We start from the raw sequence: 23380 nt of genomic DNA on the forward strand, positions 1-23380 counted from the left end.
TATAAGGAGATATGTTTATATGGAAATTATAGATTTAAATGAAGAACAGGTTGAGAATATCGAATCGAGATTGAGTTTATTTGATAGAAACTATATAAGTTATAAAATGAACGGATACATTCGGATCGGTATTGAATCTGATGGTACACTAATTGCTGGCTTGGATGCTTGTATTACCGCGTTTAAAATCATCTATGTATCAACTGTTTTTGTTGATTTAGAATACAGGAGAAAAGGCATAGGTACTAAATTAATCTGTGAGATGGAAAAACGGGCAGCTGCAATGGGAGTTAATATCATCCGTTTAGATACATTTGACTGGCAGGGAAAAGAGTTTTACGAAGCATTGGGATATGAATGTGTTGGTCATTATGAAAATGCAGAAGATAACTATGCTGAATATTTTTTCTTGAAGAGAATTAATTGATAATTCTATATTTTAACTTTGTTTGACAAATCCTATCGGCGAATCAGTTTGAGGTTCGAAATTTCTTTATGGTACAATTAAAAATTTAAAAAGAAAAAATTTTCTTCGTAGCTATAGTAAAAAAATCCATCTTTTTATGATGGATTTTTTTACAGGTAAACTTCGAGACCAAGGCTCGAAGTTTAGCCATGAGACACCAAAGGTGGCTGCTGGCGGCCTAGCCAACAAAGGGAATTTTTTCTTCTTGAATTTTGTAAGAGATAGATTCAGTTAAGCTTCTAAATTAAAATAATTCATCAAGTAATGAGCTAATCCATCTTGATCATGTGGAAGTGGGGTAATATCATCAGCAATTGCTTTTAGGCTATCAATGGCATTATTCATCGCAACACCGTGCCCAGCAAATTCAATCATTTCTAAGTCATTATCTTCATCACCAAAAGCTAAAACATCTTCTGTTGGAATTCCATAATATCGAGATAAATGTTGGATTCCAGTAGACTTATCGATACCATAAGTGACGATTTCTAGGCAAGGCATGTCGCCTCCCCAAGTACGAACGTCAATCGTGTGACCATAACGTTGCTTAATTTTTTCTTTAATGAAAGGTTGTTTTTCAATACTAGAAAAAACGGTAATAGCTGTTGGCTTTTCTAATAACTGCGTATCTTTTTGTAATAAGATAGGTTGTTGATCTTTTGGATAGTAAGGTGAATCTGGAATGTTTTCAATGGTAGCATATAAATGATGCTTTCCTTCGACCATGAAATAATCACATTCTAATTCTTTATGAAATTCTAACATGTCAAAAACGATTTCTTCATCTAATGTTACGTGAAATTCTCCTTGCCATTTTTCGTCAGTTGGAATATGGCATAGGGCACCATTGAAGTTTACTAGTGGTCCACCTAATCCTAATTCTTCATATAAATGTTTTGAGCTTCGATAAGGACGCCCAGTTACAATGGCGATTTTATGCCCAAGTTCTGTTAAACGATGTAAGGTTTGAATCGTAATGGGATTAAATTCTGATTGGCCATTTAATGTTGTTCCATCTAAATCTAGTGCAATTAATTTTGGTTTCATTATTTCCTCCTATAGTAATCTATATAATCGATTTGATTGACGAAAAGTTGTCAATTTGGTTACAATAACTTTATGAGTATACCATATTTTTATGAAAATATGAAAGAAGAGGTTAGTTATGATTATTATTCAAGAAAAAAACATTGAGCAAATTCCAATTTTAGAAATTGTTCAAGAAGAAAATAAAGATAAAATGATTCCAACAGTTGTTTGTTATCATGGTTGGACTGGAAGTAAGGAAAATTGTATTCACTATGGAGCAATGCTGGCGAAAAATGGTATGCGCGCAATTTTACCTGATCAGCTATATCATGGAGAGAGAAAAACATCTGAATTAAATGGCTTTGAATTATGGGAAATTATTGGGCAAAATGTTAAAGAATTTCCAACATTAGTGGGAGCTTATCAAAAAGAAAATTTAGTCGATAATAAAATTGGCGCAATTGGTTTCAGTATGGGGGGAATGACAACTTACGCATTATTAAAACATTTTCCATTTTTATACGCTGCAGTTAGTTTAATGGGGAATGCAGATCCAGTTGAATTTGCAAAATGGTCGATTACTTCTACTTGGATGAAAGACAAACCAGCAGTAGAATTAACTCCAGAGTTAATGGATAAATATATTCCAATGTTACAAAGTTTATCATTAGCAGATACACCTGAGAAAATTGCTGGACGTCCTGTTTTAATTTGGCATGGAGTAGAAGATAAAAAAGTTCCTTATGCATTAAACCATGCCTTTTATGAAAAGATTAAAGATGAACCGTATGCCAATCGTGTGAAATGGATTGAAACACCAGATGTGCCACACTTTGTTACGTTTAAAGCCATTGAAGCATCTGTAGAATTTTTAAAACAAACATTAGTAGAGGAGTAATCGTATGAGTGAAACACCAGAAGCAATGAAGGAAAAAATTTTAGAAGCGTTAGAAACAGTGATTGACCCTGAATTAGGAATTGATATTGTTAATTTAGGATTAATTTATGGAGTAGAGTTAAATGAAGAAGGACATTGCCAAGTGAATTTAACACTAACAACAATGGGATGTCCATTAGCTGATATAATTACAGATGAAATTCATCGTGCATTAAAGGAAATCGAAGAAATCAAAACGATTGATGTTAAATTAGTATGGTATCCAGCTTGGTCTCCAGAAAAAATGTCTCGTTATGCGAGAATTGCATTAGGAATTCGATAATGAAATAAAAAGAAGGCTTAAAATCATGAATAGATTTTAAGCCTTTTATAGTATTTATATTAGTTATTTTAATCTTCACCAGGTCGCATTGGTCGTTTATATTTACTTTTTGCTTCTTGACGAATGACTGTTTGAGGACTCTTTCTTCCTGAGTTATACGTTTTAAAAATTTCTTGCATTCGTTGATCATCAAATAATTCAAGATTTTTGTCGACAAAATGCATGGCATCTTGTTGCCAATCTGAATGATAATAATTAAATAGTTCTGCAACAGCCATTCTTTTGTCTGTAGCACTTCCTTGGAAGTTAGGATCTGTAATTTCTGCTAAATATTGTTGCATTTTTGCAATTTTTTCTTTATCAAATTCAACCATAAATCTTCGCCTCTTTTCGTTTGTATTGTAACATAATTTGTATGTCTAAAAAAGGAAAAGTTTATCGTTACAATGAGAGAATCCTATCATTTTTCTAAGGGTATGACTGTCAAATTTATGGATATTTTAGTATAATGTATAATTGAGTATGTATATAGAAAAGAGGAGTAAAATGGCGAAGGATATGACATCTGGAAATCCGATGAAATTAATTTCTCGGTTTACCTTACCATTATTAATTGGGAATGTTTTTCAACAATTCTATAATATGGCAGATACTTATTTTGTTGGTAGATACATTGGGGTACAAGCACTTGCAGCTGTTGGTTCTACTGGAAGTATTGTATTTTTTATTATTGGTTTTGCCATTAGTATGACCGCCGGATTAGCGATTCCTCTTGCCCAAAAATTTGGGGCTAAAGATATGCAAGGAGTAAAAAGAAGTTTCTATGTTTCTACTTTAATTTCTATAGGAGCAACGATATTATTGACGACATTCAGTATGCTATTTTGTCGTCAAATATTAGAAATAATGCAAACTCCTCCAGAAATTATTGACTATGCTTATGAATATTTAATGGTGATTTTTGCAGGGATTTTTGCTCAAATTGCTTTTAATTTATTATCAAATATTATTCGAGCCATTGGAGATGCGATTACACCGCTATATTTTTTAGTTTTATCTTGTATTTTAAATATATTTTTAGATTATGTATTTATTGTTCATTTTAATATGGGAGTTGGAGGTTCTGGCTTTGCAACTGTAGTCAGTCAATTATTCTCTGCTATTTGCTGTTATATTTATATTAAAAAGAAAATTCCAATTTTACATATTGAAAGAGAGTCGTTACAGTTTACAAAAGATTTCTTATGGCATCATATAAATATTTCATTCCCAATGGGATTTCAATCCTCTATTATTGCGATTGGAACAATCACGGTTCAAATTGTATTAAATCGTTTAGGACATGAAGCTGTAGCTGGCTATACAGCTGCACAAAAGATTGACCAATTAGGAATATTACCAATGATGTCATTTGGAATTACAATGGCGACTTATTCAGCTCAAAATTATGGAGCAAAATTATATGATCGTATTTGGAAAGGTGTTAGAGATTGTATTAAACTGTCCCTTACGTTTAGTTTTTGTGTAGGCTTTATTTTAATTCTATTTAGCCCACATTTTATGAGAATGTTTGTAGGTGTAGGGCATGAGTCGGTAGTGGAATATGGCAGACTTTATATTTTAGCGAATTCTTCATCCTATGCTATTTTGTCTTTATTATTTATTTATCGTTATACATTACAAGGGGTAGGAAAAACTGTGATTCCAACCATTGCAGGAATGATGGAGTTAATGATGCGTGTGTTTGCAGCATTAGTGTTAACAAAAGCTTTTGGCTATATAGGGTTAACAACGGCTAATCCTTTAGCGTGGTTTGGTTCCTTAGTTCCATTAGCAATTACTTATTATGCATTTAAAAGAAAATTTCAACGTTACAGTTAATTAGAGGAGGGGTATGGATGAAATCAGATATTCAAATTGCTCAAGAAGCTGTTATGAAACCAATTCGTGAAATTGCTTCTAGCATTGGCTTAGAGGAAGAACAAATCGAGTATTATGGGAAATATAAAGCAAAAATTGATGTGAATCGAATTTCTAAAGAGAAAAAAGGCAAGTTAGTGTTAGTTACAGCTATGAGTCCAACTCCTGCTGGAGAAGGAAAATCAACTGTTACGATTGGATTAGCAGATGCTTTCACAAAACTAGGTAAAAAATCCATTATTGCCCTTCGTGAACCTTCATTAGGACCTGTAATGGGTATTAAAGGAGGAGCTTGTGGTGGAGGATATGCGCAAGTTGTTCCGATGGAAGAAATTAATTTGCATTTTACTGGAGATATGCATGCATTAACTTGTGCTACAAATGCTTTAGCTGCATTTATTGATAATCATATTTATCAAGGAAATGAATTACAAATTGATAGTAGAAGAGTCATCTGGAAAAGAGCAGTTGATTTAAATGATCGAGCTTTACGACAAGTCATTGTAGGATTAGGTGGTCCAATTCAAGGAGTTCCTCGTGAAGATGGATTTGATATTACGGTTGCGAGTGAAATGATGGCCATTTTATGCCTAGCAACAGACTTAAAAAACTTGAAACAACGATTAGAAAATATCGTAATCGGGTATACTTTTGATAAAATTCCAGTAACGGTGAAAGATTTAAATGTTCAAGGTGCCTTAACATTATTATTAAAAGATGCCTTAAAACCAAATTTAGTTCAAACATTAGAACATACGCCTGCTATTGTTCATGGTGGCCCGTTTGCCAATATTGCACATGGATGTAATAGTGTAATTGCGACAAATGCAGCTTTAGCCCTTGGAGAAATTGTTGTAACAGAAGCAGGATTTGGAGCCGATTTAGGGGCTCAGAAATTTTTAGACATTAAAGTTCCACAATTACAAAAAGCACCTGATGTCGTTGTTATTGTGGCGACGATTCGTTCGCTTAAAATGCATGGGGGAGTTTCCCTTTCTGGATTAACAGAAGGAGAAAATTTAGAAGCTTTAGAAAAAGGTTTTGCTAATTTAGAAAAACATATTGAAAATATGACGGAACATTATGGACTTCCAGCAGTTGTTGCATTAAATGAATTTGTAACAGATACCCCACAAGAAAAAGAATTAGTGCAAACTCTTTGTCAGAAAAAAGGGATTTCTTGTATTTCTACTTCTGTATGGGAAAATGGTGGAAATGGTGGTGTAGCATTAGCAAAAGAAGTGTTACACTTATTAGAGCTTTCGACATCTCAATTCCATTCAGTCTGTGAAGAAAACAGTACGATAGAAGAACAACTGGAAGTTATTGCAACTAAAATTTATGGAGCAAGTTCTGTTCAATATACAAAAGAAGCGAAATTACAATTAAAACAGTTAGAGAAAAATGCTTGGAATCATTTGCCAGTTTGTATTGCGAAGACGCAATATTCCTTCTCAGATGATGCGACTTTATTAGGAAGACCAAAGGGATTTGAATTAACAGTTCGATCTCTTGTTCCTAAATTAGGGGCAGGCTTTGTTGTAGCTTTAACGGGTAATATTTTAACAATGCCAGGACTGCCAAAAAAACCAGCTGCATTAGAGATGGATGTATTAGAAGACGGTAGAGCAACCGGTTTATTTTAATCATAAAAGGAGAGTATTATGAAAGATTTTCGTGTAGATCATTTGAAAAAAACATATGGTGCTAAAACATTATTAGCAGATGTTTCGTTCATTATTAATGAAGGAGAACATGTCGGCTTAATTGGTCAAAACGGTACAGGAAAAAGCTCACTATTAAATATTTTAGCTGGAATAGATGAAGCAGAAAGTGGTACGATTACTTGTTCAAATGATTTTAGAATTGGGTATCTTTCACAAAATCCTTCTTTAAATCCTGAACATACGGTATTTGAAGCTATTTATGAATCAGACAATCCATTATTGAGATTAGTTCATGATTATGAATGGAGTGTCGAACAATTACAACAGCATCCACAAGATGAAAAATATTTAAAACAATTTGAAGCATTGGAACAAAAAATGAATCAAGTGGATGGTTGGCAATATGAAGTGAAAATTAAATCCATTTTACAGCACGTGGGAATTGAAGATATTCATCAACAAATTTCTACATTATCTGGTGGACAAAAGAAACGAGTAGGTCTTGCAAAAGTTTTAATGGAAGAGCCGGATTTATTATTATTAGATGAGCCGACAAACCATTTGGATATGCAAGCCATTCAATGGTTAGAACAATATTTAGCTTCGTACAAAGGTTCCTTATTATTAGTAACCCATGATCGTTATTTCTTAGAACGTGTTGTAGACCATATGTTTGAATTAACTCAAGGGAGAATTGAAGCATATGATGGGAATTATCAATCCTATTTAGAACAAAAATCTCAACGAGAACAAATTGCGCAAAAAATGTCTCATAAACAGCAACGTTTATATCAACAAGAATTACAATGGATGAGACAAGGTGCTAAAGCAAGAACAACAAAACAACAAGCTAGAATTCAACGATTTGAACAATTAGAAAAAGAAGTGAAACAAACAGATTCTAAAGAATCTTTAGCCATTCGTTTTGATCAAACAAGAATCGGAAAACGAGTGTTTCAATTAAAAGATGTCAGCTTACAAATTGGAAATCAGTCAATTGTTCGCTCATTAGAGTGGATTATTCAAAGCCAAGCCAGAATTGGAATTGTTGGAGAAAATGGAGTCGGAAAATCTACATTCCTAAATGCTCTTGCTGGTTTGTATCCATTTAGTGAAGGAGAAATGACTGTTGGAGATACGGTTCGCTTAGCTTACTATAAACAACAAGATGAAGATATTCCAATGGATAAGCAATTAGTGCAATATTTAAGAGAATATGCCGAAGAAGTAAGACAAAAGAATGGTGAAGTAGCTTCGATTACAGAATTACTAGAAACATTTTTATTCCCTCGCTATATGCATGGAGCATTAATTGGAACGTTATCAGGTGGAGAAAGAAGAAGATTATATTTATTACGCCTACTAATGACGAAGCCAAATGTCTTATTACTCGACGAACCGACGAATGATTTAGATATCGATACGTTAACCGTTTTAGAAGACTATTTAGAAGAATTTAATGGCGCAGTCATTGTAGTTTCTCACGACCGTTATTTCTTAGATAAAACAATGGATCAATTATTTGTTATTAAAGGACAAGGAAATACAGAATTGTATTATGGTTCTATGAGTGATTTCCTAGAAAAACAAGGGAACGTAACAGTAGAAGAAACTAAAACAGTAGAAGTTCCAAAAGTGACAGAAACCTCAAAAGCTTCCATACCAGAAAAAGCTAAAAAGATGACGTACCATGAGAAAAAAGAATGGGAAGAAATCGAAGGAAAAATCGCTGAATTAGAAGCATCCATTGAAGAAATTCAAGAAGCAATGAACCAACAAGCACAAGACTTTGCTAAATTACAAGAATTACAAACACAATTAGAAACATTAGAACTAGAATTAGCTAATTCCTACGAACGATGGGAATATTTAGCTGAGTTAGTTTAAATAGTAGGGAGCTCATCAGATGAAACAATATTTAGAATTATTAGAAAAAATTAAACAAGAAGGAATCGAAAAATCAGACCGTACTGGTACAGGGACAAAAAGTATTTTTGGTTATCAAATGCGATTTGATTTATCAAAGGGATTTCCAATTTTAACAACTAAAAGAGTTCCATTTGGACTTATTAAAAGTGAGTTATTATGGTTTATTAAAGGAGATACAAATATCCATTATTTATTACAACATAATAATCATATTTGGGATGAGTGGGCTTTTAAACGTTATGTCGAGTCTCCCGATTATACTGGAGAAGATATGACAGATTTTGGTCGTAGAAGTTTACAAGATCCAGAATTTAAAGAAGTGTATGAAAAAGAATTAGAAACATTTTGCCAAAGAATTTTAAATGAGGATGACTTTGCTGCAAAATATGGAGAATTAGGAAATATTTATGGTTCACAGTGGAGACATTGGAAAACGACTCAAGGGGAAACCATTGACCAATTAGCGCAAGTGATTGAAATGTTGAAGACATCTCCTGATTCAAGAAGATTAATAGTATCTGCATGGAATCCAGAAGATGTTCCAAGTATGGCATTACCTCCATGTCACACAATGTTTCAATTTTATGTAGCTGATGGGAAGTTAAGCTGTCAATTATATCAACGTAGTGCAGATGTCTTTTTAGGTGTGCCATTTAATATTGCGAGTTATGCATTATTGACGCATTTAATTGCTAACGAAGTAGGGTTAGAAGTTGGAGAGTTTGTTCATACATTAGGGGATGCGCATTTGTATTTAAATCATTTAGAACAAGTGGATCTTCAATTAAGTCGTGAAATGTATGAGTTACCACAATTAGTGTTAAAATATCCTGAAAAATCATTATATGATTTAGAAGTTGCAGACGTTGTATTAGAAGGATATGAATGTCATCCAACGATTAAAGCACCGATTGCTGTTTAATCTAGAGGGGGAATTTGAATGTTAATTTATATTTGGGCACAAGATGAAAATGGAGTGATTGGTAAAGAAGGAGTTTTACCATGGCATTTACCAAATGATTTGAAATTTTTTAAAGAAGTAACTTTAGATCAAACGATTGTAATGGGGCGCAATACATTTGAAGGTATGGGGAAGAGATTATTACCAAGAAGACATAGTATTGTTGTTTCGAATGTAGAGGATTATGATGCTAATGGAGCAGAAGTAATTACGGATGTTGAAATGTTAATTGAAGATGCCAAACATGAAGATATATACATTATTGGTGGAGCTGTATTATTTGATTCTTTAAAACATCAAGTGAATACACTTTATTGCACAAAAATTCATGGGCAATTTGATGGTGATACTTATTTTCCACAAGATTTTCCATGGGAAAAATTTGTAAAAGTCAAAAGTATGGATGGAACAGTGGATGAAAAAAATATTTATCCCCATACATTTGAAATTTATCAAAAAATAGAGGATGAAGGATGACGACTTGGAATGAAATTTTAGCAGAAGAAATGGAAAAAGACTATTATCAGGAGTTACAAGCTTTTGTTCAAAAAAGAAGAGCAGAAGTCAGAGTATTTCCTGAAGAAAAGAATGTTTTTAATGCTCTAGAACTTACGCCATTTGAATCGGTGAAAGTTGTTATTTTAGGACAAGATCCTTATCATGGATTTGGTCAAGCGCATGGATTAAGCTTTTCTGTTCAAAAAGGAATTCCACTTCCTCCATCCCTAAAAAATATTTATAAAGAATTACAAGAAGATATTGGAGGAGAATTTCCAACAGAAGGAGATTTATCTCATTGGGCAAAACAAGGAGTATTATTGTTAAATACTGTTTTAACAGTAGAAGAAGGAAATGCGAATAGTCATAAAGGAAAAGGCTGGGAAAGATTAACGAATCGATTGATTGAGTCTTTAAATGAATTGCCTCATCCAGTAATTTTCATCCTTTGGGGTAAACCAGCTCAGGATAAGGAAAAACTCATTACAAATTCGAATCATGTTATTTTAAAAGCTCCGCATCCAAGTCCTTTATCGGCTTATCGAGGGTTCTTTGGAAGTAAACCATTTAGTAGGGTAAATGATATCTTAATCCAGCAAGGACAAACACCTATTCGTTGGACGGAATAAAAGGAGAATGATATGAAAAATCGTTTTTTTAAACTCTTTCTTTTATGGATGACCTCTTTAACATTCGCTGCTTGTTCGACGAATACTCAAAAAGGAGTCCAAGAAGAAACAACCACCCCAACCGTTCAGATTGATAAATCTCATGATTTACCAGAATCTCTTTTACCTTTTAAAAGAAAAAAACAAATGGTATTAGGGGAATTAGATATTTATAAGCGTTCAACTCAAGCGCATATCCAATTACGATATGATGATAAACCAACAGAAGAAAGAGACAGTAGAATTAATGTTGATCCAGTAGGATGGCATAACTTTAAGTTTCCAGTAGATTATACAGGGAAAGAAGCTTGGTTCATGAATCGTGGTCATTTAGTAGGTTATCAATTTAGTGGATTAAATGATGAACTTAGAAACTTAACTCCTATGACAGCTTATTTAAATACAGGAAGTATGACAGGTACAGATGAAAAAAATCCTGCAGGAATGTTATTTTATGAAGAAAAATTAGCCGCATGGTTAAAACAAAATAAAAATGCATGGCTAGATTACCGAGTAACTCCTCTTTATACAGATTCAGAATTAATTCCACGCCAAGTAGAGTTGCAATATGCAGGGATTTCTGCTAATGGAAGATTGATACCAATTCGATTTAATACTTCTTTAGAAGAAGTGAATGAAGATGGAACTACTAGAGTTATTTTAAATAATGATGCACCGAATGGAATACTTGATTATCAAACAGGTTTAGCCGAACCAACTATTACAAGTGAGGCTCAAGAAACGACTCAGAGTGAAGCTCAAGTAACAACTAAAAGTACAGCAAAAAGAAAAAATGACCGTACAGTATATGTAGCAAATGAAGGAAAAGCAACGGTATATTGGTATAACAAGAAAAATATGCCAGCAAAAACAAATCAAGCTAAAGTAGTTGAAATGAGTGAATCCCAAGCAAAAGCACAAGGGAAGACTCATGCTGAAAAAGAATAATAGAAGTATGACTTTTCTGAAGTAGCAAAGGACGCTAGTTTCCTAAAGTCAATTTCTATTTTAACGAATAATTATGAGAGAGCGTATAAGAATAGACTTCTCTAATGTAGTAAGTATGCTACATTGGAGAGTCTTTTTTTAAATTAATGTTTTAAAAGAAACTTAGGAACTAGATTTAAAAAACACTAGTATAAGCAAATATATTTTCAGAATAAAACGGATTTTTTCTGATTTTTTTATATTTTTAAATAATATAAGTTATTTTTTTATATAAAGCCTTTACATTAGCAAATTGTTGGATTATTATTACGTTAAATATTTAATAAAGGAAAGTAGGGTGTTTTGAAGTGGAAAAATTATTTGGGAATCCAAAAGGTCATGGTTATTTAAGAAAAACAAATTTAGGGCTAGTAAGTAGTATTTTATTAGCGTCTTCATTGTTTATGACTTTAGGAAATAATCCAATTCTTGCAGCTCAAGAAGAAAAAGTAAATTCGACAGAAAATTTTGCTCCTAATGGGAAAACAGAGGCAAAAGATCAATTTGTACGAGAAGAAACAGTTACTGTTAAGAAAGTTGCATTGAAAGCCAAAGTTGAAGAAGTTAAAACAGCTGGAGTTACTGTTGAAGAAAAGCCAGCTGAAGCAGTTGGAGTAGCAAAAACAGAAACTGAAGAAGCTACTTTAAAGAAAAATGCAGAAACAAAAATAGATGAACAAATTAAAGCTCTTGAAGAAGCTAAAAAAGAAGAAGAAGCAAGACAAAAGAAAGCAAATAATATTAATAATACAATAAAATTTTACGTAAATAATAATTCAATGAAACATTTTTTAGTCCAGCATTTAAATTCAAGAGAATTTGATGAAGATTTTAAAAAGACAGTAGAACTTTCCGATTTTAAATCTAACAAAGGGGATGTTCATTTTGTTGAAGGAAAAAGAGCTGTATTAAAAAGACCAGAAACTTTTGTAAATAATCCAATCACTACGGTACCTACAAAAGTAAAAACTATATTGTATGAAACTAATACAAAATTAACACCTCTTCAAGCTGAAAGATTAAATTATCTTATTGATTCATACATTTTGAAAGTAAAAGACGGAGAAACAATTTCTTACAATATAAAAGTAAATGATGAAAGCAATCTCAGAAAAACTTATGGTATTGATACTATTGAAGTAAAACGTACTTATAATTTTGGATTTACGAATAATCCTGAGTATTTTAATGTTATAACAGATAAGATGATTGAAAGTATTTATGCTTTTCCAGAAGACTTTAAATCAACTAATCAAAAAGAGGGAAGTTCTAATGTAATTACGGAATATTCTTACAAAGATTCAACAGGTAGACTTATTCCTTTTAAAGACTTATACGCTAAAGTTATTAATACTTCAGTATTTAATGGACAGGAAATAATCAAACCTTCTGATATTCGTGATGAAAATATTAATGCAGCGGAACTAGTGAGAGTACAAAATGATACGTCAAATATTCAATTCAATAGTTATGAGGTAAAAGTAACTCCTGAGGGAAGAATTTCTCAAAAATTCAGTTACACTTTTAAAAATAATATAGGAGGTTTTATTCTAAATACTTATTTCACGAAAAAAGATGTTTTAAAAAATGTTGATTACAAAAAATTAATGGAGCCTGTTTCTACAAATTATCATTTAGTAACTTATAAAAAACTAATTGATACTGGAGTTGTACAACAAAAATTTGTTGATGAACAAGGAAATGAAATTGCTCCTACAATTACTAGCGAGAAAAGTGATAAAGGATCTAAAGTTACTGTAACAACTCCTCCAAATAAAATAATTTATAAAGGTCAAACTTATTTGTTACAAAAAGAAAATATTCCTAGTAGTTTAGTAATTAAAAAAGGAATTAATTCAGTAACTTTTAGTTATAAATTACAAGTTGTTAGTGAAAAGGGAACTCCAGAAAATAAAGAAGAAGTAGAATTTAACGGTGGAGTAGTCCCAAATGAAACACCAAAAATAGAAGAATCAGAATATACTAAACCATTAAGTATGAATGGTGAACCTTTAACTCTTGAAGTGCAAGAATATAATGAACCAGTAAGTAAGAAAGGTGAACCATTAGTACAGCCAGAATTACCTGCATTTGACTTGAATAATAAACAACAAGAACCAGATGTTGATACGCCTAAACCTCAACAGAAAGAACAAACAAAAAAATCTACATTTGATGAAACTTCTAAAAAAAATGAAAATGAAGTTCAAACTTCAAGTGAAAAACCACTGCCAACAAAGCATGAAAAAGAAGTAGTTTATCAAATAGTATCTGAAAAGGTTGTTTCAAATAAACAAGTGCTTCCAAATACAGGTATGTCGGATACTAGTTTATATTATACAATTAGTGCTAGTGTTATGAGCTTATTAGGTATGATGAGTTTAAAATTCAAGAAGAAAGATACGAAATAAATTATAATAGTATCGAATAAGTATTCATCCAAATAAATAAGAAATCAAAGACTTTTCGAAGTAGCTAGTTGACTTCGGAGAGTCTTTTTTTCTTGTAAATTTCATATAAAGTGATAATATTACATTTATAGTATTAAATTTCTAATATAACGAGGTGAATAAATGAGTAAACCTTTAATCGAAGTGAAAAATATTCATAAACGATATGCAAAATATCATGCCTTAGATAATGTATCATTCAATATTTATGAAGGTAGAATTTGCGGCTTAATTGGTGAAAATGGAGCAGGAAAAACGACATTAATTCGTATTATTTCAGGACTAATTAAACAAGATTCCGGAGAAATTGTTGGACTAAAAGGCTGTAAACTAAGTTCGATTGTGGAATCACCAGCTCTGCATTTGAATCTTTCCGCTTATGATAATTTACATTATCAATTATTACTATGTGGAGAAAATCCTTCTCATGAAAAAATAGAGAAAGTATTAAATTTAGTAGGGTTAGCGGATGTGGATCCAAAGAAAAAAGCCAAAGATTTTTCATTAGGAATGAGACAACGATTAGCGATAGGGTTGGCAATTATCGATTCACCAAAATTATTAATTTTAGATGAACCAATTAATGGATTAGATCCAAAAGGTATCAAAGATATTCGTGATATTTTAGCAACTTTAAAAAATGATTTTAATATTACCATTTTAATTTCCAGCCATATTTTATCTGAATTAGATCTTATTGCAGATGATTATGTCATTATGAGTAAAGGAAAAGTTATTCAGGAAGACTCAAAAGCAGCTATCTTATCTTCATTAGCTAATAAAATTATCGTTTCTACAGCAACAAACCAAACAGCGATTGACATTTTAACAGCAAATGATTGTCAGTGTACTCTTTTGCCTGACAAAATCGAAGTGAACCATACATCCCTTACAATTAATCAGATTATTGATCTATTAAGAGAAAATCAGATTGAAATTTTTGAAATTTATAAGGAACAAGTTTCTTTTGAAGAATATTATTTTAATTTGGTTGAAGGAAGGTAAGCGTAATGATGTCAAATTTTAAAGCAGATATTTATAAAATTAGAAAAGAAAGAATCTTTTCGATTTCAATTTTACTATGTGTCTTATTAGAGTTCTTGTTTACATTTGTAATGAGAGAAAAGAGTGGAGATATTGGTGTCATTATGACTTTATCGACTTCAACAGCCTTTCTCCCATTATTTTTCATCGCAGTGGATTTATTCGTTTGGGGAGAAGATTTTGTATCCAGAACGATTAATACACAGATTATTAAATCTAAGAATCGGTTGTCTTTATTCATTTATAAAGTTGTGACGACAGTTTTATATTCAACCATCCATTTATTCGTAGGTTATTTATCTGTAGCTGTATTTAGAGGGATTTTTGCAGATAGTGCTTCTTTATCGACAGTTTGGAATATAGCAGTATATCAATATCCTTATTTTTTATGTGTCATGTTCTTGTCTATCTTCATTTTCAACTATGTCGATAAGGTAAGTTATGCGCAGTTAATTTATGTAGTGATTGTCATTTTATTTGATAATTTAATGAGTTTTTCGATGGCAAATGTTATTGACCCTGAATTGTTGGAACACTTTTTACTTTTTAACCAATTAAAAGCTATCACAGGTAGTGGAGACTTTTTAACGCCATCTGTTATGATTGCACTGATTTTTAGTGTCTTATACTTTATTTTTAGTTATTATTTATTTAGTGAACGAGAATTTAAATAAGGAGAAAGCTTATGAAGAAAATTTTACCATTTATCGTTTTTTTTCTAGTTATTGTAGCTTTTGCATTTTATATGACTTATAGCAATGCAAAAACAGATTTTGATTTTACACAGACTTGGGAACTACAAGAAAATGCGAAACAAAAAGTAGAAATTTATGGAACAGAGCAAAATGTGGAATTATCGATTGTAGAAACTTCTAATCCTCAAACAAAAGTAACCGTATCAGGGAAACTTTCAAAAACTTCTGTGAATACGATTAAAGATACAAAATCAAACGAAGAAGGATTGTATATTCCAATCTCAAAACATGGGTTTCGATTATACACTTCTCAATTTGGAAAAGATACATTAAAAATTACGGTTGAACTAGCCAAAAATGCTGACCCTTATGAAGTATTTTTAGATACCGTTAGTGGGGAAGTAAAAGTGAATGTTCCTCAAACATTTGATGGAAAATATGACATCATGTTGAATAATGGAGCTAAAATAACAGAAAAACCTGAAACAAAAGAAACAAGTGCAAGTGTCATTAAAGTGGATGCTTATACAGATGTAACGATTGTAAAAGGAAAATAAACAAAGTAAAAGAGCCTTCGTAGAGAAAACGAAAGGCTCTTTTTTAGGAGTGATTGTATGTTTAATGTAATTCTTTTTTGAAGGCTTCGATTTCTTGTAATGATAAACCAGTATGTTTTTGGATTTCATCCATTGGTAAGTTTAATTTGAAGCATATCATGACTTGTCCTTTTCGTTCTCCAAGTGCTACGCCTTGTTGACGTCCGATTTCAATCCCTTGTTCAATTCCTTCTTCAAGTTGGTGTTTCATGACTTGATAGTATACATCTTCATATTTTTCCATTAGTTCTGCAAGCCTCCGTTCTTCACCTGATAGATTTGAGAAGTTCACTATTTTTTGTGCTTCTTTTAAGCCTCTGCTTGATTCTGGCTTAATTGTACCATTTTTCAGAAAGTCTCGCCACTCAGATAAATCTGTATTTTCTCCTTCGAGAATGGCTTTATCTGTTAAGTTTACTAAATAGATTCGCCAATAAGGTTGGTGTTTTTTATTTTTAATTTCTCGATGATAAGCCAAGTTGGTTAATCCAATCTTTACTAGTGCTTCTTGAAATTTTTGGAATACTGTAAAATTGGTAACTACAATAGAAATAATCGATTTTGCACTTTCTGCTTTATAGTTTTGAGTATAAGTGGTTGCCATGTAGTTAAAGATACGTTCAAAAAAATCTTTATGCTGATAGAGTTGCATTTCTATCATAATTTCCATTCCATCTTCCGTAGTAGCTGCTACATCAACAATCGTGCTATACATTACTGGATTCAGATTTTCAATCTCTTTTTGATAAGATTCTATCTGGTACGGATTTGTTGGTCTAATATTTGTCAGCTTCATTCCCGTAACTGCCTCAATGAAGTCTTCCAGAATATATTCCTTTCCTGTTGTTGTCATCATTTTTTTGAAGAGTAGGTCATTTGTTGGCTTGATTTTCATAGTGATTCCTCCTTTAATTTTCTCTTCACCTATAGATACGAAAAATTTTCCAAATTTAATTTTTTTAATCCAACTTTTTCAAATAATCCCTTGTGTATTTATTGTTTTGCACCGTTGTGCTATAATCATCAAGGAATATCTGAATAAAAGAGGATTTTTAAATGAAAAGATTAACAACAGAAGAAGTTAAACAAAGAGAATTAGCCATTCTTTTAGCAGTGGATGAGTTTTGTAAAAAAGAAAAGCTTCATTATTTTCTTAATTATGGGACATTAATTGGTGCAATTCGTCATAAAGGATTTATTCCATGGGATGATGATATTGATATTATGATGCCAAGAAAAGATTATGAACGTTTTAAACGTGAATTTTTATTTTCTCAATATGAGATTTTATCATTAGAGAATAATGCAGATTACTATAATAATTTTATTAAAGTAGTGGATAACCAAACAGTTATTACAGATACTAGAAATCGTAAAACTTATAAGAGTGGAATTTTTATCGATATTTTTCCGTATGATCGAATTGATGATTTGAAAGCTGTGGATAAAACTTATCAATTAGAAAGTTTCAAATTATTATCATTCAGTAAGCATAAAAATATTGTATACAAAGATAGTTTGATAAAAGATATCATTCGTACATTTTTCTGGACAGTATTATTGCCTGTTTCTCCAAGAAGATTTGGGTATAAAATTGAAGAAGTGATTCAACAATATACAAGGCCGAATGGAAAATATGAATGCTTATTAGCTTCTAAATTAAAAGAAAAAGAAGTATTTGAAGCAGGGATTTTCGATGAAGTGGTGGATGGAGAATTTGAAGGACATATTTTCCCGATTCCAAAAGAATATGACCGATTATTAACACAATATTATGGAGATTATTTAACATTACCTCCAATTGAAAAACAAACCAATCCACATGAATTGGAAGTTTATTTAAAAGAAGAGGAGTAGCATGATGCCAAAGTATTTAACAAAAGAAGAATTAAAGCAAACGCAATTAGATATTTTAAAATACATTGATCGTATTTGTAAGGAAAATGATATTCGCTATTTTGTCAGTTATGGAACATTATTAGGCGCTGTTCGTCATAAAGGATTTATTCCATGGGATGATGATATTGATATTTCAATGTATCGTTCTGAATATGATAAATTTATTCAAGCAGTTGAAAAAGATCAACATCCATATTACAAAATTTTAAGTAAGGAAACTTCTGATTGGTATTTCCAAAATTTCCTAGTAGTGACAGATGAGCGTACGGTTGTAGAAGATCATATTAAAGTGGATCGTCATGATACAAGTGTCTTCGTAGATGTTTTCCCAATCGAACGTTATGATGATATCAAATTAATCGACAAGGCTCATTTAATGGCAACGTTACGAATGATTGCATACATTAAATTACAATATGTCCAATATGACGATAGTACTATCAAAGATATTTGTCGTAAAATCATGTGGTATGCCCTACGAATTGTAAATCCACGTTGGTTTGGAAATCGTATCGATGCCTTAATTAAAAAATATCAAAAAGAAGATGGACAATATGAAGGGCTTGTCGGTTGCGGTAAGGATGGTAGAAAAGAAGTATTCCCAAGAGGAACTTTTGAAGAATTAATTGAATTACCATTTGAAGATATGATGGTTCCTGCACCAAAAGAATATGATGTATTTCTTTCACAATTTTATGGGGACTATATGACGGTTCCTTCTCAAGAAGAAATTGATTATAAGAGTCATTTATTACAAGCTTATGGTAAAGATGAACAATAATGGAGTTAAGTCTAAGAAGAGGTTGGACGTTTATCCAGCCTTCTTTTTTATGTCTATGAAAGTATAGTAAAAGAAGGTGAGTAAGGAAAAATTTTCCTTAATTCTTATAAATTGTTTAATATCTAGGATATTTGTTTCTATCTTTGCATGAATTTGCTATACTATCTCCAGTAAAATGAGGTGAATTATGAAAAATATTAAAGTAAATGCTATCGCAAACCTTTTAATGCGAGTATTAAATATTGTTTTTCCACTAATTACAGGTCCCTATATTGCCAGAATTTTAAATAAAACAGAGTATGGGTATTTCAATATTACGAATACTTTCATCGGATTATTTATCCCTTTTGCAACGTTAGGAATTTATAATTATGGAATTCGAGCCATTAGTAAGGCGAAGGAAAATAAGCAAGAAATTAATCGAATCTTTTCGTTACTCTTTTATATTTCCTTATTTTGTACGGTTATAACAACGATTGTCTATTTTATTATTACTTTCCAAATGGAAGGTGCTCCTGTATTAAAAACATTGTATTACATTATGGCGATACAAGTATTTGCACAGTTTTTAAATATTGAATGGATGAATGAAGCATTTGAAAATTATACGTTTATTTTGTATAAGACTTTATTTATTCGAATCTTTATGCTTGTTTCTATTTTTACATTTGTAAAAACAGAGCATGATATTGTGCCGTATGCCTTTTTAATGTCCATTGCGACACTGTTAAATTATTTAGCAAGTTTCTTCTGGATTAAAAAAGAAGTTCACTTTGTTGGCGTTCAATGGAAAGATGTTAAAGCAGTCATTCAACCGTTAATTGCTATCCTTTTATTAGCAAATGCTGGGATGCTTTATACGTATTTAGATCGAATGTTCTTGTCTTCTATTGCTTTACCCGAATATGTATCGTATTACACGATTGCTCAAACATTAGTATTTTCTATTTCAGGAGTTATTAGTGGAGCCGTTAGTGTTAGTATTCCAAGACTTGGGTATTATTTAGGAATTAATGATAAGAAAGCCTATGATGATTTAGTCAATAAGGGCGGTAGAATTTTTATGTTCTGTATTACGCCGTTAAATTTTGGATTAGCTATTTTAGCAAGTCATGCAACTGTATTATATGCAGGGGAGCAATATATAGATGCTAGCTTTAGTGTGTTTCTATTTGCACTTCGTTCCATTCCATGGGCAATGGCATTAATTTTAGAAAATCAAATTATTTTTGTTCAAGGTTATGAAAATAAATTAACGATGTTCTACTTTATTGGTGGAGGATTAAACTTAGTATTGAACTCTATTCTAGCTGCTGTAGGCATTACAAAACCAGAATGGTATATTTTAACAACGATTGTTGCTGAATTATTAGTGATTGCATTAGACATCTTATTAATTAATAAGAATAAGTTAATCGATTTAAGAAAATTATTTATTCATGCTGGTAAATACGTTCTTTATTCATCAGGATTTTTCATTATTTATGGGTTGATTTCTTGGATTCATCCAATTGAAATGGTCGTGAATGGGGCATTGCTTATCAATATTTTTGTAACTATTGTTAGCTGTGTCATTTATTATGTTGTTGTATTAGCACTTGTAAAAGATGAAATTTTCTATGAAGTGATTCATGCTGTAAAAAATAAAGTATTGAAGAGAGGATAAGCTATGAGTGAATTAATTAGTGTCATTGTACCTGTATACAATGTCGAACAATATTTAGAAAAATGTGTTCAATCGATTCAAACACAAACTTATTCAAATTTAGAAATTTTATTAGTAGATGATGGTGCAACCGATTCAAGTGGACATCTCTGTGATGAATTAGCAAGTCAAGATGAGCGAATAAGAGTCATTCATAAAGAAAATGGAGGCTTATCTTCAGCAAGAAATGAAGGACAAAAAGTGGCTCAAGGAAAGTATGTATTATTCGTAGATTCTGACGATTACATACATGAAGAAATGATTGATTCCCTTTATCAGCAACTTATTGCTGAAAATGCAGATGTTTCAAGTTGTAATGTCATGAATGTTTATACTACAAACCAAACTCCTCAATGTGATCGAGAAGATTTGTATTTAGTATTGAATAGGGAAGAGTTTTTAAGAGAATATTTAATTGGACAAAAAGTTCCTGGTACGATATGTAATAAATTAATCCGAAAAGAAATTGCTGATAAGATAGAATTTCCAGTCGGAAAAATTTATGAAGATGCATTTTATCATTATCAATTAGTGCAAATTGCTGAGAAATATGTCGTTAATACAAAACCGTATTATTATTATTATCATCGACAACAAAGTATTACGACTAATCCTTATCGTGAACGTGATTTAGTGTATATTACGATTTATCAACAATTTTACGATTTAGTAAAACAACAATTTCCGAAATTGGAAGAAGAAGCATTCTTTCGATTATCGTACGCACATTTTTATATTTTAGATAAGATGCTAGTGGAAGATGATTTTGAAACTTTAGCAGATTATCCAAGAGTGCGTCACTACTTGAAACAACATGCCTTTGAAATTACGAAAAATACTATTTTCCAAAAAGGAAGAAGAATTGCTGCTTTAGCATTAAAAATCAATATTCATCTGTATCGAAAATTGATGCTAGCGAATATGGAGAAAAATAAGAAAATTCATGATTAATGATGAAATGAAGACTTTTGCGACAGCAAAAGTCTTTTTTATATATTAAAACGTCCAAAATTAAAAAAATATTAGAAAAATTAATAAAGATTAAAAATATAATTGACAAATATTAAAAGAATGATATTCTATAGTCAATATCTAATGATATACAAAAAAGAGTGGAGGTAATTCTATGCAAAATTTGATAACAAAAGAAATTAAATTAAAGATGATTCCATGGTTGTTGATTGGTATTTTAGGAAGCTTACTAACATTAGGAATTCCTTATTTAGTACAGTCATTATTAGATAATGGAGATGGGAAAAACATTTTTCAAAATGTTATGCTCATTGTTGCACTTCTGTTTGTACAGTTATTATTATCATTCAGTGCCCATTATGGGTTATTAAAAATTGGGGAAGATATTGTACTTGATTTTCGGATGAAAGCTTATGAGAGTGTTCTTTATAACGAACAAGAAGCTCAAAAAAGAAGTGGAGAATCAGCTGGTGAAATTATTGAAGTGAGTAAAAAATTAAAAAACTTTATCGTTTTCCAATTGCCAACTTTTATTCAAAGTATTGTGACGATAGTAGGTATTTTAATCTTCTTATTTATTTTAAATTGGAAATTATCTGTCGTCATTTTATTAGGAATTCCTTCAATCTTTTTAATCTTAAATCCAATGAGTAAATTAGTTTCTAATATTAGTCAGTCTGAACAAAAAGTAACCATCAAAGTGATTGGACAATTGGGAGAGTATTTTAGAAATCGTACATTCTTTTTAGCGAATAATGCTACAGAACAAAGTAAACAAAAGATGAAAGAGTCATATTTAGAATTGTATCAACAATCTGTAAAATTAGGATTCTTTGAAGCGTTAATGCAGCCTTTTTCATTATTTTTTGTAACGATTGTATTAAGTTTCATTTTCTTATTTGGTGGGTTATTACTTTCTAGTGGTGAGATGACGATTGGAACATTTATTTCATTCTTAATTTACATCTTTATGTTATTAACACCTGCAAGTTCTGTCGGTAGTTTTTTAGGAGAATTATCTAAATTACAAGGATCAATGAGTGATTTATTAGAATTGATTCGTAAACCAATTACAGCTCAACAAAATACTGGAGAAGTGATTGATTTATCAGATGCAACAATCCAATTATCAGATGTTTCATTTGGCTATGAAGAAACAGAAGTATTAAATCATATTTCAATGGAAATTCATTCTGGTTCAACGGTAGCGATTGTTGGCCCATCGGGAGCAGGAAAGAGCACATTGTTAAGTCTTTTATTAGGAATGTTACAACCAACTAATGGACAAGTTTGTATTGATTCTATTGATTTAAGTGGAGTGAATCTACAAGAATATAGAAATCAAATAGGCTATCTTGCACAAAATGAAACATTATTAGCAGGAACAATTTTAGATAATTTAACGTGGGGATTGAAGGAAACAGTTAGCACAGAAGCTATTAATCAAGCTTTGAAAGATGCTGAAATTTATGATTTTGTAACTGCATTACCGCAAGGAATTCATACAAATGTATCAGAATTAGGGGATAATTTTTCAGGAGGACAACAGCAACGGTTGGCATTTGCTCGTATTTTATTAAGAAATCCAAAATTAATTTTCTTAGATGAAGCAACTTCTTCATTGGATAGTATTTTAGAACATAAGATTATTCAAACACTTGAACAGGAATATCGTCATTTAACAAAAGTGATGATTGCTCATCGACTATCAACGGTTCAAGATGCCACTCAAATTTATTTCCTAGAAGATGGAAAGATTACTGGAGTAGGTACTCATTCTGAATTATTAGAATCACATCCTCACTATCAAGAATTTGTAAAAAAACAAATGATTCATCAATAACAAGTAAAATATAAGCCTAGTGCAAATAGTGATGCTATTACATCAGCACT

The 23380-nt window shown here is 31.4% G+C and carries 22 protein-coding genes; 19 read left to right on the top strand and 3 right to left on the bottom strand.

Annotated elements, in window-relative coordinates; all coding sequences use genetic code 11:
• Positions 1-19 precede the first annotated feature (19 nt).
• Entirely contained in the window at positions 20-427 is a 408-nt protein-coding gene (locus tag RWR88_RS03160) for a GNAT family N-acetyltransferase (protein WP_314450636.1), read from the top strand.
• 270 nt (positions 428-697) lie between these two features.
• Here the strand turns inward: RWR88_RS03160 and RWR88_RS03165 are convergent, their stop codons facing one another.
• Positions 698-1513, bottom strand: a complete 816-nt coding sequence (locus tag RWR88_RS03165; RefSeq protein ID WP_314450637.1) for a Cof-type HAD-IIB family hydrolase — start codon at positions 1511-1513, stop codon at positions 698-700.
• 118 nt (positions 1514-1631) lie between these two features.
• On the opposite strand from RWR88_RS03165, the gene RWR88_RS03170 reads away from it, so the two are divergent.
• Positions 1632-2393: an alpha/beta fold hydrolase gene (locus RWR88_RS03170; protein ID WP_314450638.1), complete on the top strand. Its 762-nt coding sequence runs from the start codon at positions 1632-1634 to the stop codon at positions 2391-2393.
• Positions 2394-2397: 4 nt separating this feature from the next.
• Positions 2398-2715 carry a metal-sulfur cluster assembly factor gene (locus RWR88_RS03175; protein ID WP_314348693.1) on the top strand — a complete coding sequence of 106 codons (318 nt, stop codon included), beginning with the start codon at positions 2398-2400 and terminating at the stop codon, positions 2713-2715.
• Between the two features lie 68 nt (positions 2716-2783).
• On the opposite strand, the gene RWR88_RS03180 is transcribed toward RWR88_RS03175, so the two are convergent.
• Positions 2784-3089 carry a dTDP-glucose 4,6-dehydratase gene (locus tag RWR88_RS03180; RefSeq protein WP_227931228.1) on the bottom strand — a complete coding sequence of 102 codons (306 nt, stop codon included), beginning with the start codon at positions 3087-3089 and terminating at the stop codon, positions 2784-2786.
• A 172-nt stretch (positions 3090-3261) separates the two neighbouring features.
• Here RWR88_RS03180 and RWR88_RS03185 point away from each other — a divergent pair, with 172 nt between their 5' ends.
• The 11 genes from RWR88_RS03185 (at position 3262) to RWR88_RS03235 (ending at position 16091) form a co-directional block, all read left to right on the top strand.
• Positions 3262-4596 carry an MATE family efflux transporter gene (locus tag RWR88_RS03185; protein ID WP_314450639.1) on the top strand — a complete coding sequence of 445 codons (1335 nt, stop codon included), beginning with the start codon at positions 3262-3264 and terminating at the stop codon, positions 4594-4596.
• 17 nt (positions 4597-4613) lie between these two features.
• A complete protein-coding gene (locus tag RWR88_RS03190; RefSeq protein WP_314450640.1) occupies positions 4614-6281 on the top strand; it encodes a formate--tetrahydrofolate ligase in 1668 nt (555 codons plus the stop codon).
• 18 nt (positions 6282-6299) lie between these two features.
• A complete protein-coding gene (locus RWR88_RS03195; protein WP_314450641.1) occupies positions 6300-8189 on the top strand; it encodes an ABC-F family ATP-binding cassette domain-containing protein in 1890 nt (629 codons plus the stop codon).
• A gap of 19 nt (positions 8190-8208) precedes the next feature.
• Positions 8209-9153 carry a thymidylate synthase gene (locus tag RWR88_RS03200; protein ID WP_314450642.1) on the top strand — a complete coding sequence of 315 codons (945 nt, stop codon included), beginning with the start codon at positions 8209-8211 and terminating at the stop codon, positions 9151-9153.
• 18 nt (positions 9154-9171) lie between these two features.
• Positions 9172-9669 (top strand): dihydrofolate reductase, encoded by a 498-nt coding sequence (locus RWR88_RS03205; protein WP_314450643.1) that lies wholly within the window; start codon positions 9172-9174, stop codon positions 9667-9669.
• Complete coding sequence (locus RWR88_RS03210) at positions 9666-10319, top strand: uracil-DNA glycosylase (RefSeq protein WP_314450644.1); 654 nt, start codon at positions 9666-9668, stop codon at positions 10317-10319. Before RWR88_RS03205 ends, RWR88_RS03210 begins: the two co-directional genes overlap by 4 nt.
• A gap of 12 nt (positions 10320-10331) precedes the next feature.
• Positions 10332-11306, top strand: coding sequence for a DNA/RNA non-specific endonuclease (locus RWR88_RS03215; protein ID WP_314450645.1), 975 nt, complete (start codon positions 10332-10334; stop codon positions 11304-11306).
• A 347-nt stretch (positions 11307-11653) separates the two neighbouring features.
• Positions 11654-13756 carry an LPXTG cell wall anchor domain-containing protein gene (locus RWR88_RS03220; RefSeq protein WP_314450646.1) on the top strand — a complete coding sequence of 701 codons (2103 nt, stop codon included), beginning with the start codon at positions 11654-11656 and terminating at the stop codon, positions 13754-13756.
• Between the two features lie 162 nt (positions 13757-13918).
• Positions 13919-14800, top strand: coding sequence for an ATP-binding cassette domain-containing protein (locus RWR88_RS03225; protein ID WP_314450647.1), 882 nt, complete (start codon positions 13919-13921; stop codon positions 14798-14800).
• 5 nt (positions 14801-14805) lie between these two features.
• Positions 14806-15513, top strand: a complete 708-nt coding sequence (locus RWR88_RS03230; protein ID WP_314450648.1) for a hypothetical protein — start codon at positions 14806-14808, stop codon at positions 15511-15513.
• Between the two features lie 11 nt (positions 15514-15524).
• Entirely contained in the window at positions 15525-16091 is a 567-nt protein-coding gene (locus RWR88_RS03235; RefSeq protein ID WP_314348680.1) for an AMIN domain-containing protein, read from the top strand.
• A gap of 61 nt (positions 16092-16152) precedes the next feature.
• Here the strand turns inward: RWR88_RS03235 and RWR88_RS03240 are convergent, their stop codons facing one another.
• Positions 16153-17025 carry an Rpn family recombination-promoting nuclease/putative transposase gene (locus RWR88_RS03240; RefSeq protein ID WP_314450649.1) on the bottom strand — a complete coding sequence of 291 codons (873 nt, stop codon included), beginning with the start codon at positions 17023-17025 and terminating at the stop codon, positions 16153-16155.
• Positions 17026-17186: 161 nt separating this feature from the next.
• Between RWR88_RS03240 and RWR88_RS03245 the strand changes: the two genes are divergently transcribed.
• The 5 genes from RWR88_RS03245 to RWR88_RS03265 all read left to right on the top strand — a co-directional run bounded on the left by RWR88_RS03245 (position 17187) and on the right by RWR88_RS03265 (position 23330).
• On the top strand, positions 17187-17987 hold the full coding sequence (locus tag RWR88_RS03245) for a LicD family protein (protein ID WP_314450650.1): 801 nt from the start codon (positions 17187-17189) through the stop codon (positions 17985-17987).
• A 4-nt stretch (positions 17988-17991) separates the two neighbouring features.
• Positions 17992-18810: a LicD family protein gene (locus RWR88_RS03250; RefSeq protein WP_314450672.1), complete on the top strand. Its 819-nt coding sequence runs from the start codon at positions 17992-17994 to the stop codon at positions 18808-18810.
• A gap of 187 nt (positions 18811-18997) precedes the next feature.
• The gene (locus RWR88_RS03255; RefSeq protein WP_314450651.1) at positions 18998-20476 is read left to right on the top strand and encodes an oligosaccharide flippase family protein; all 1479 of its coding nucleotides are present in this window, start codon (positions 18998-19000) and stop codon (positions 20474-20476) included.
• 3 nt (positions 20477-20479) lie between these two features.
• Positions 20480-21466, top strand: a complete 987-nt coding sequence (locus RWR88_RS03260) for a glycosyltransferase family 2 protein (RefSeq protein WP_314450652.1) — start codon at positions 20480-20482, stop codon at positions 21464-21466.
• Between the two features lie 175 nt (positions 21467-21641).
• Positions 21642-23330: an ABC transporter ATP-binding protein gene (locus RWR88_RS03265; RefSeq protein WP_314450653.1), complete on the top strand. Its 1689-nt coding sequence runs from the start codon at positions 21642-21644 to the stop codon at positions 23328-23330.
• Positions 23331-23380 lie beyond the last annotated feature (50 nt).

This window comes from uncultured Granulicatella sp. (assembly GCF_963528195.1).
Classification (GTDB): domain Bacteria; phylum Bacillota; class Bacilli; order Lactobacillales; family Aerococcaceae; genus Granulicatella.

Bases quoted from the DNA above. Each gene is read 5' to 3' on its own strand.
- RWR88_RS03200 (WP_314450642.1), top strand. From the start codon at position 8,209: ATGAAACAATATTTAGAATTATTAGAAAAAATTAAACAAGAAGGAATC.
- RWR88_RS03230 (WP_314450648.1), top strand. From the start codon at position 14,806: ATGATGTCAAATTTTAAAGCAGATATTTATAAAATTAGAAAAGAAAGA.
- RWR88_RS03250 (WP_314450672.1), top strand. From the start codon at position 17,992: ATGCCAAAGTATTTAACAAAAGAAGAATTAAAGCAAACGCAATTAGAT.
- RWR88_RS03215 (WP_314450645.1), top strand. From the start codon at position 10,332: ATGAAAAATCGTTTTTTTAAACTCTTTCTTTTATGGATGACCTCTTTA.
- RWR88_RS03225 (WP_314450647.1), top strand. From the start codon at position 13,919: ATGAGTAAACCTTTAATCGAAGTGAAAAATATTCATAAACGATATGCA.
- RWR88_RS03245 (WP_314450650.1), top strand. From the start codon at position 17,187: ATGAAAAGATTAACAACAGAAGAAGTTAAACAAAGAGAATTAGCCATT.
- RWR88_RS03190 (WP_314450640.1), top strand. From the start codon at position 4,614: ATGAAATCAGATATTCAAATTGCTCAAGAAGCTGTTATGAAACCAATT.
- RWR88_RS03205 (WP_314450643.1), top strand. From the start codon at position 9,172: ATGTTAATTTATATTTGGGCACAAGATGAAAATGGAGTGATTGGTAAA.
- RWR88_RS03240 (WP_314450649.1), bottom strand. From the start codon at position 17,025: ATGAAAATCAAGCCAACAAATGACCTACTCTTCAAAAAAATGATGACA.
- RWR88_RS03235 (WP_314348680.1), top strand. From the start codon at position 15,525: ATGAAGAAAATTTTACCATTTATCGTTTTTTTTCTAGTTATTGTAGCT.
- RWR88_RS03265 (WP_314450653.1), top strand. From the start codon at position 21,642: ATGCAAAATTTGATAACAAAAGAAATTAAATTAAAGATGATTCCATGG.
- RWR88_RS03165 (WP_314450637.1), bottom strand. From the start codon at position 1,513: ATGAAACCAAAATTAATTGCACTAGATTTAGATGGAACAACATTAAAT.
- RWR88_RS03160 (WP_314450636.1), top strand. From the start codon at position 20: ATGGAAATTATAGATTTAAATGAAGAACAGGTTGAGAATATCGAATCG.
- RWR88_RS03195 (WP_314450641.1), top strand. From the start codon at position 6,300: ATGAAAGATTTTCGTGTAGATCATTTGAAAAAAACATATGGTGCTAAA.
- RWR88_RS03170 (WP_314450638.1), top strand. From the start codon at position 1,632: ATGATTATTATTCAAGAAAAAAACATTGAGCAAATTCCAATTTTAGAA.
- RWR88_RS03210 (WP_314450644.1), top strand. From the start codon at position 9,666: ATGACGACTTGGAATGAAATTTTAGCAGAAGAAATGGAAAAAGACTAT.
- RWR88_RS03175 (WP_314348693.1), top strand. From the start codon at position 2,398: ATGAGTGAAACACCAGAAGCAATGAAGGAAAAAATTTTAGAAGCGTTA.
- RWR88_RS03180 (WP_227931228.1), bottom strand. From the start codon at position 3,089: ATGGTTGAATTTGATAAAGAAAAAATTGCAAAAATGCAACAATATTTA.
- RWR88_RS03260 (WP_314450652.1), top strand. From the start codon at position 20,480: ATGAGTGAATTAATTAGTGTCATTGTACCTGTATACAATGTCGAACAA.
- RWR88_RS03185 (WP_314450639.1), top strand. From the start codon at position 3,262: ATGGCGAAGGATATGACATCTGGAAATCCGATGAAATTAATTTCTCGG.
- RWR88_RS03255 (WP_314450651.1), top strand. From the start codon at position 18,998: ATGAAAAATATTAAAGTAAATGCTATCGCAAACCTTTTAATGCGAGTA.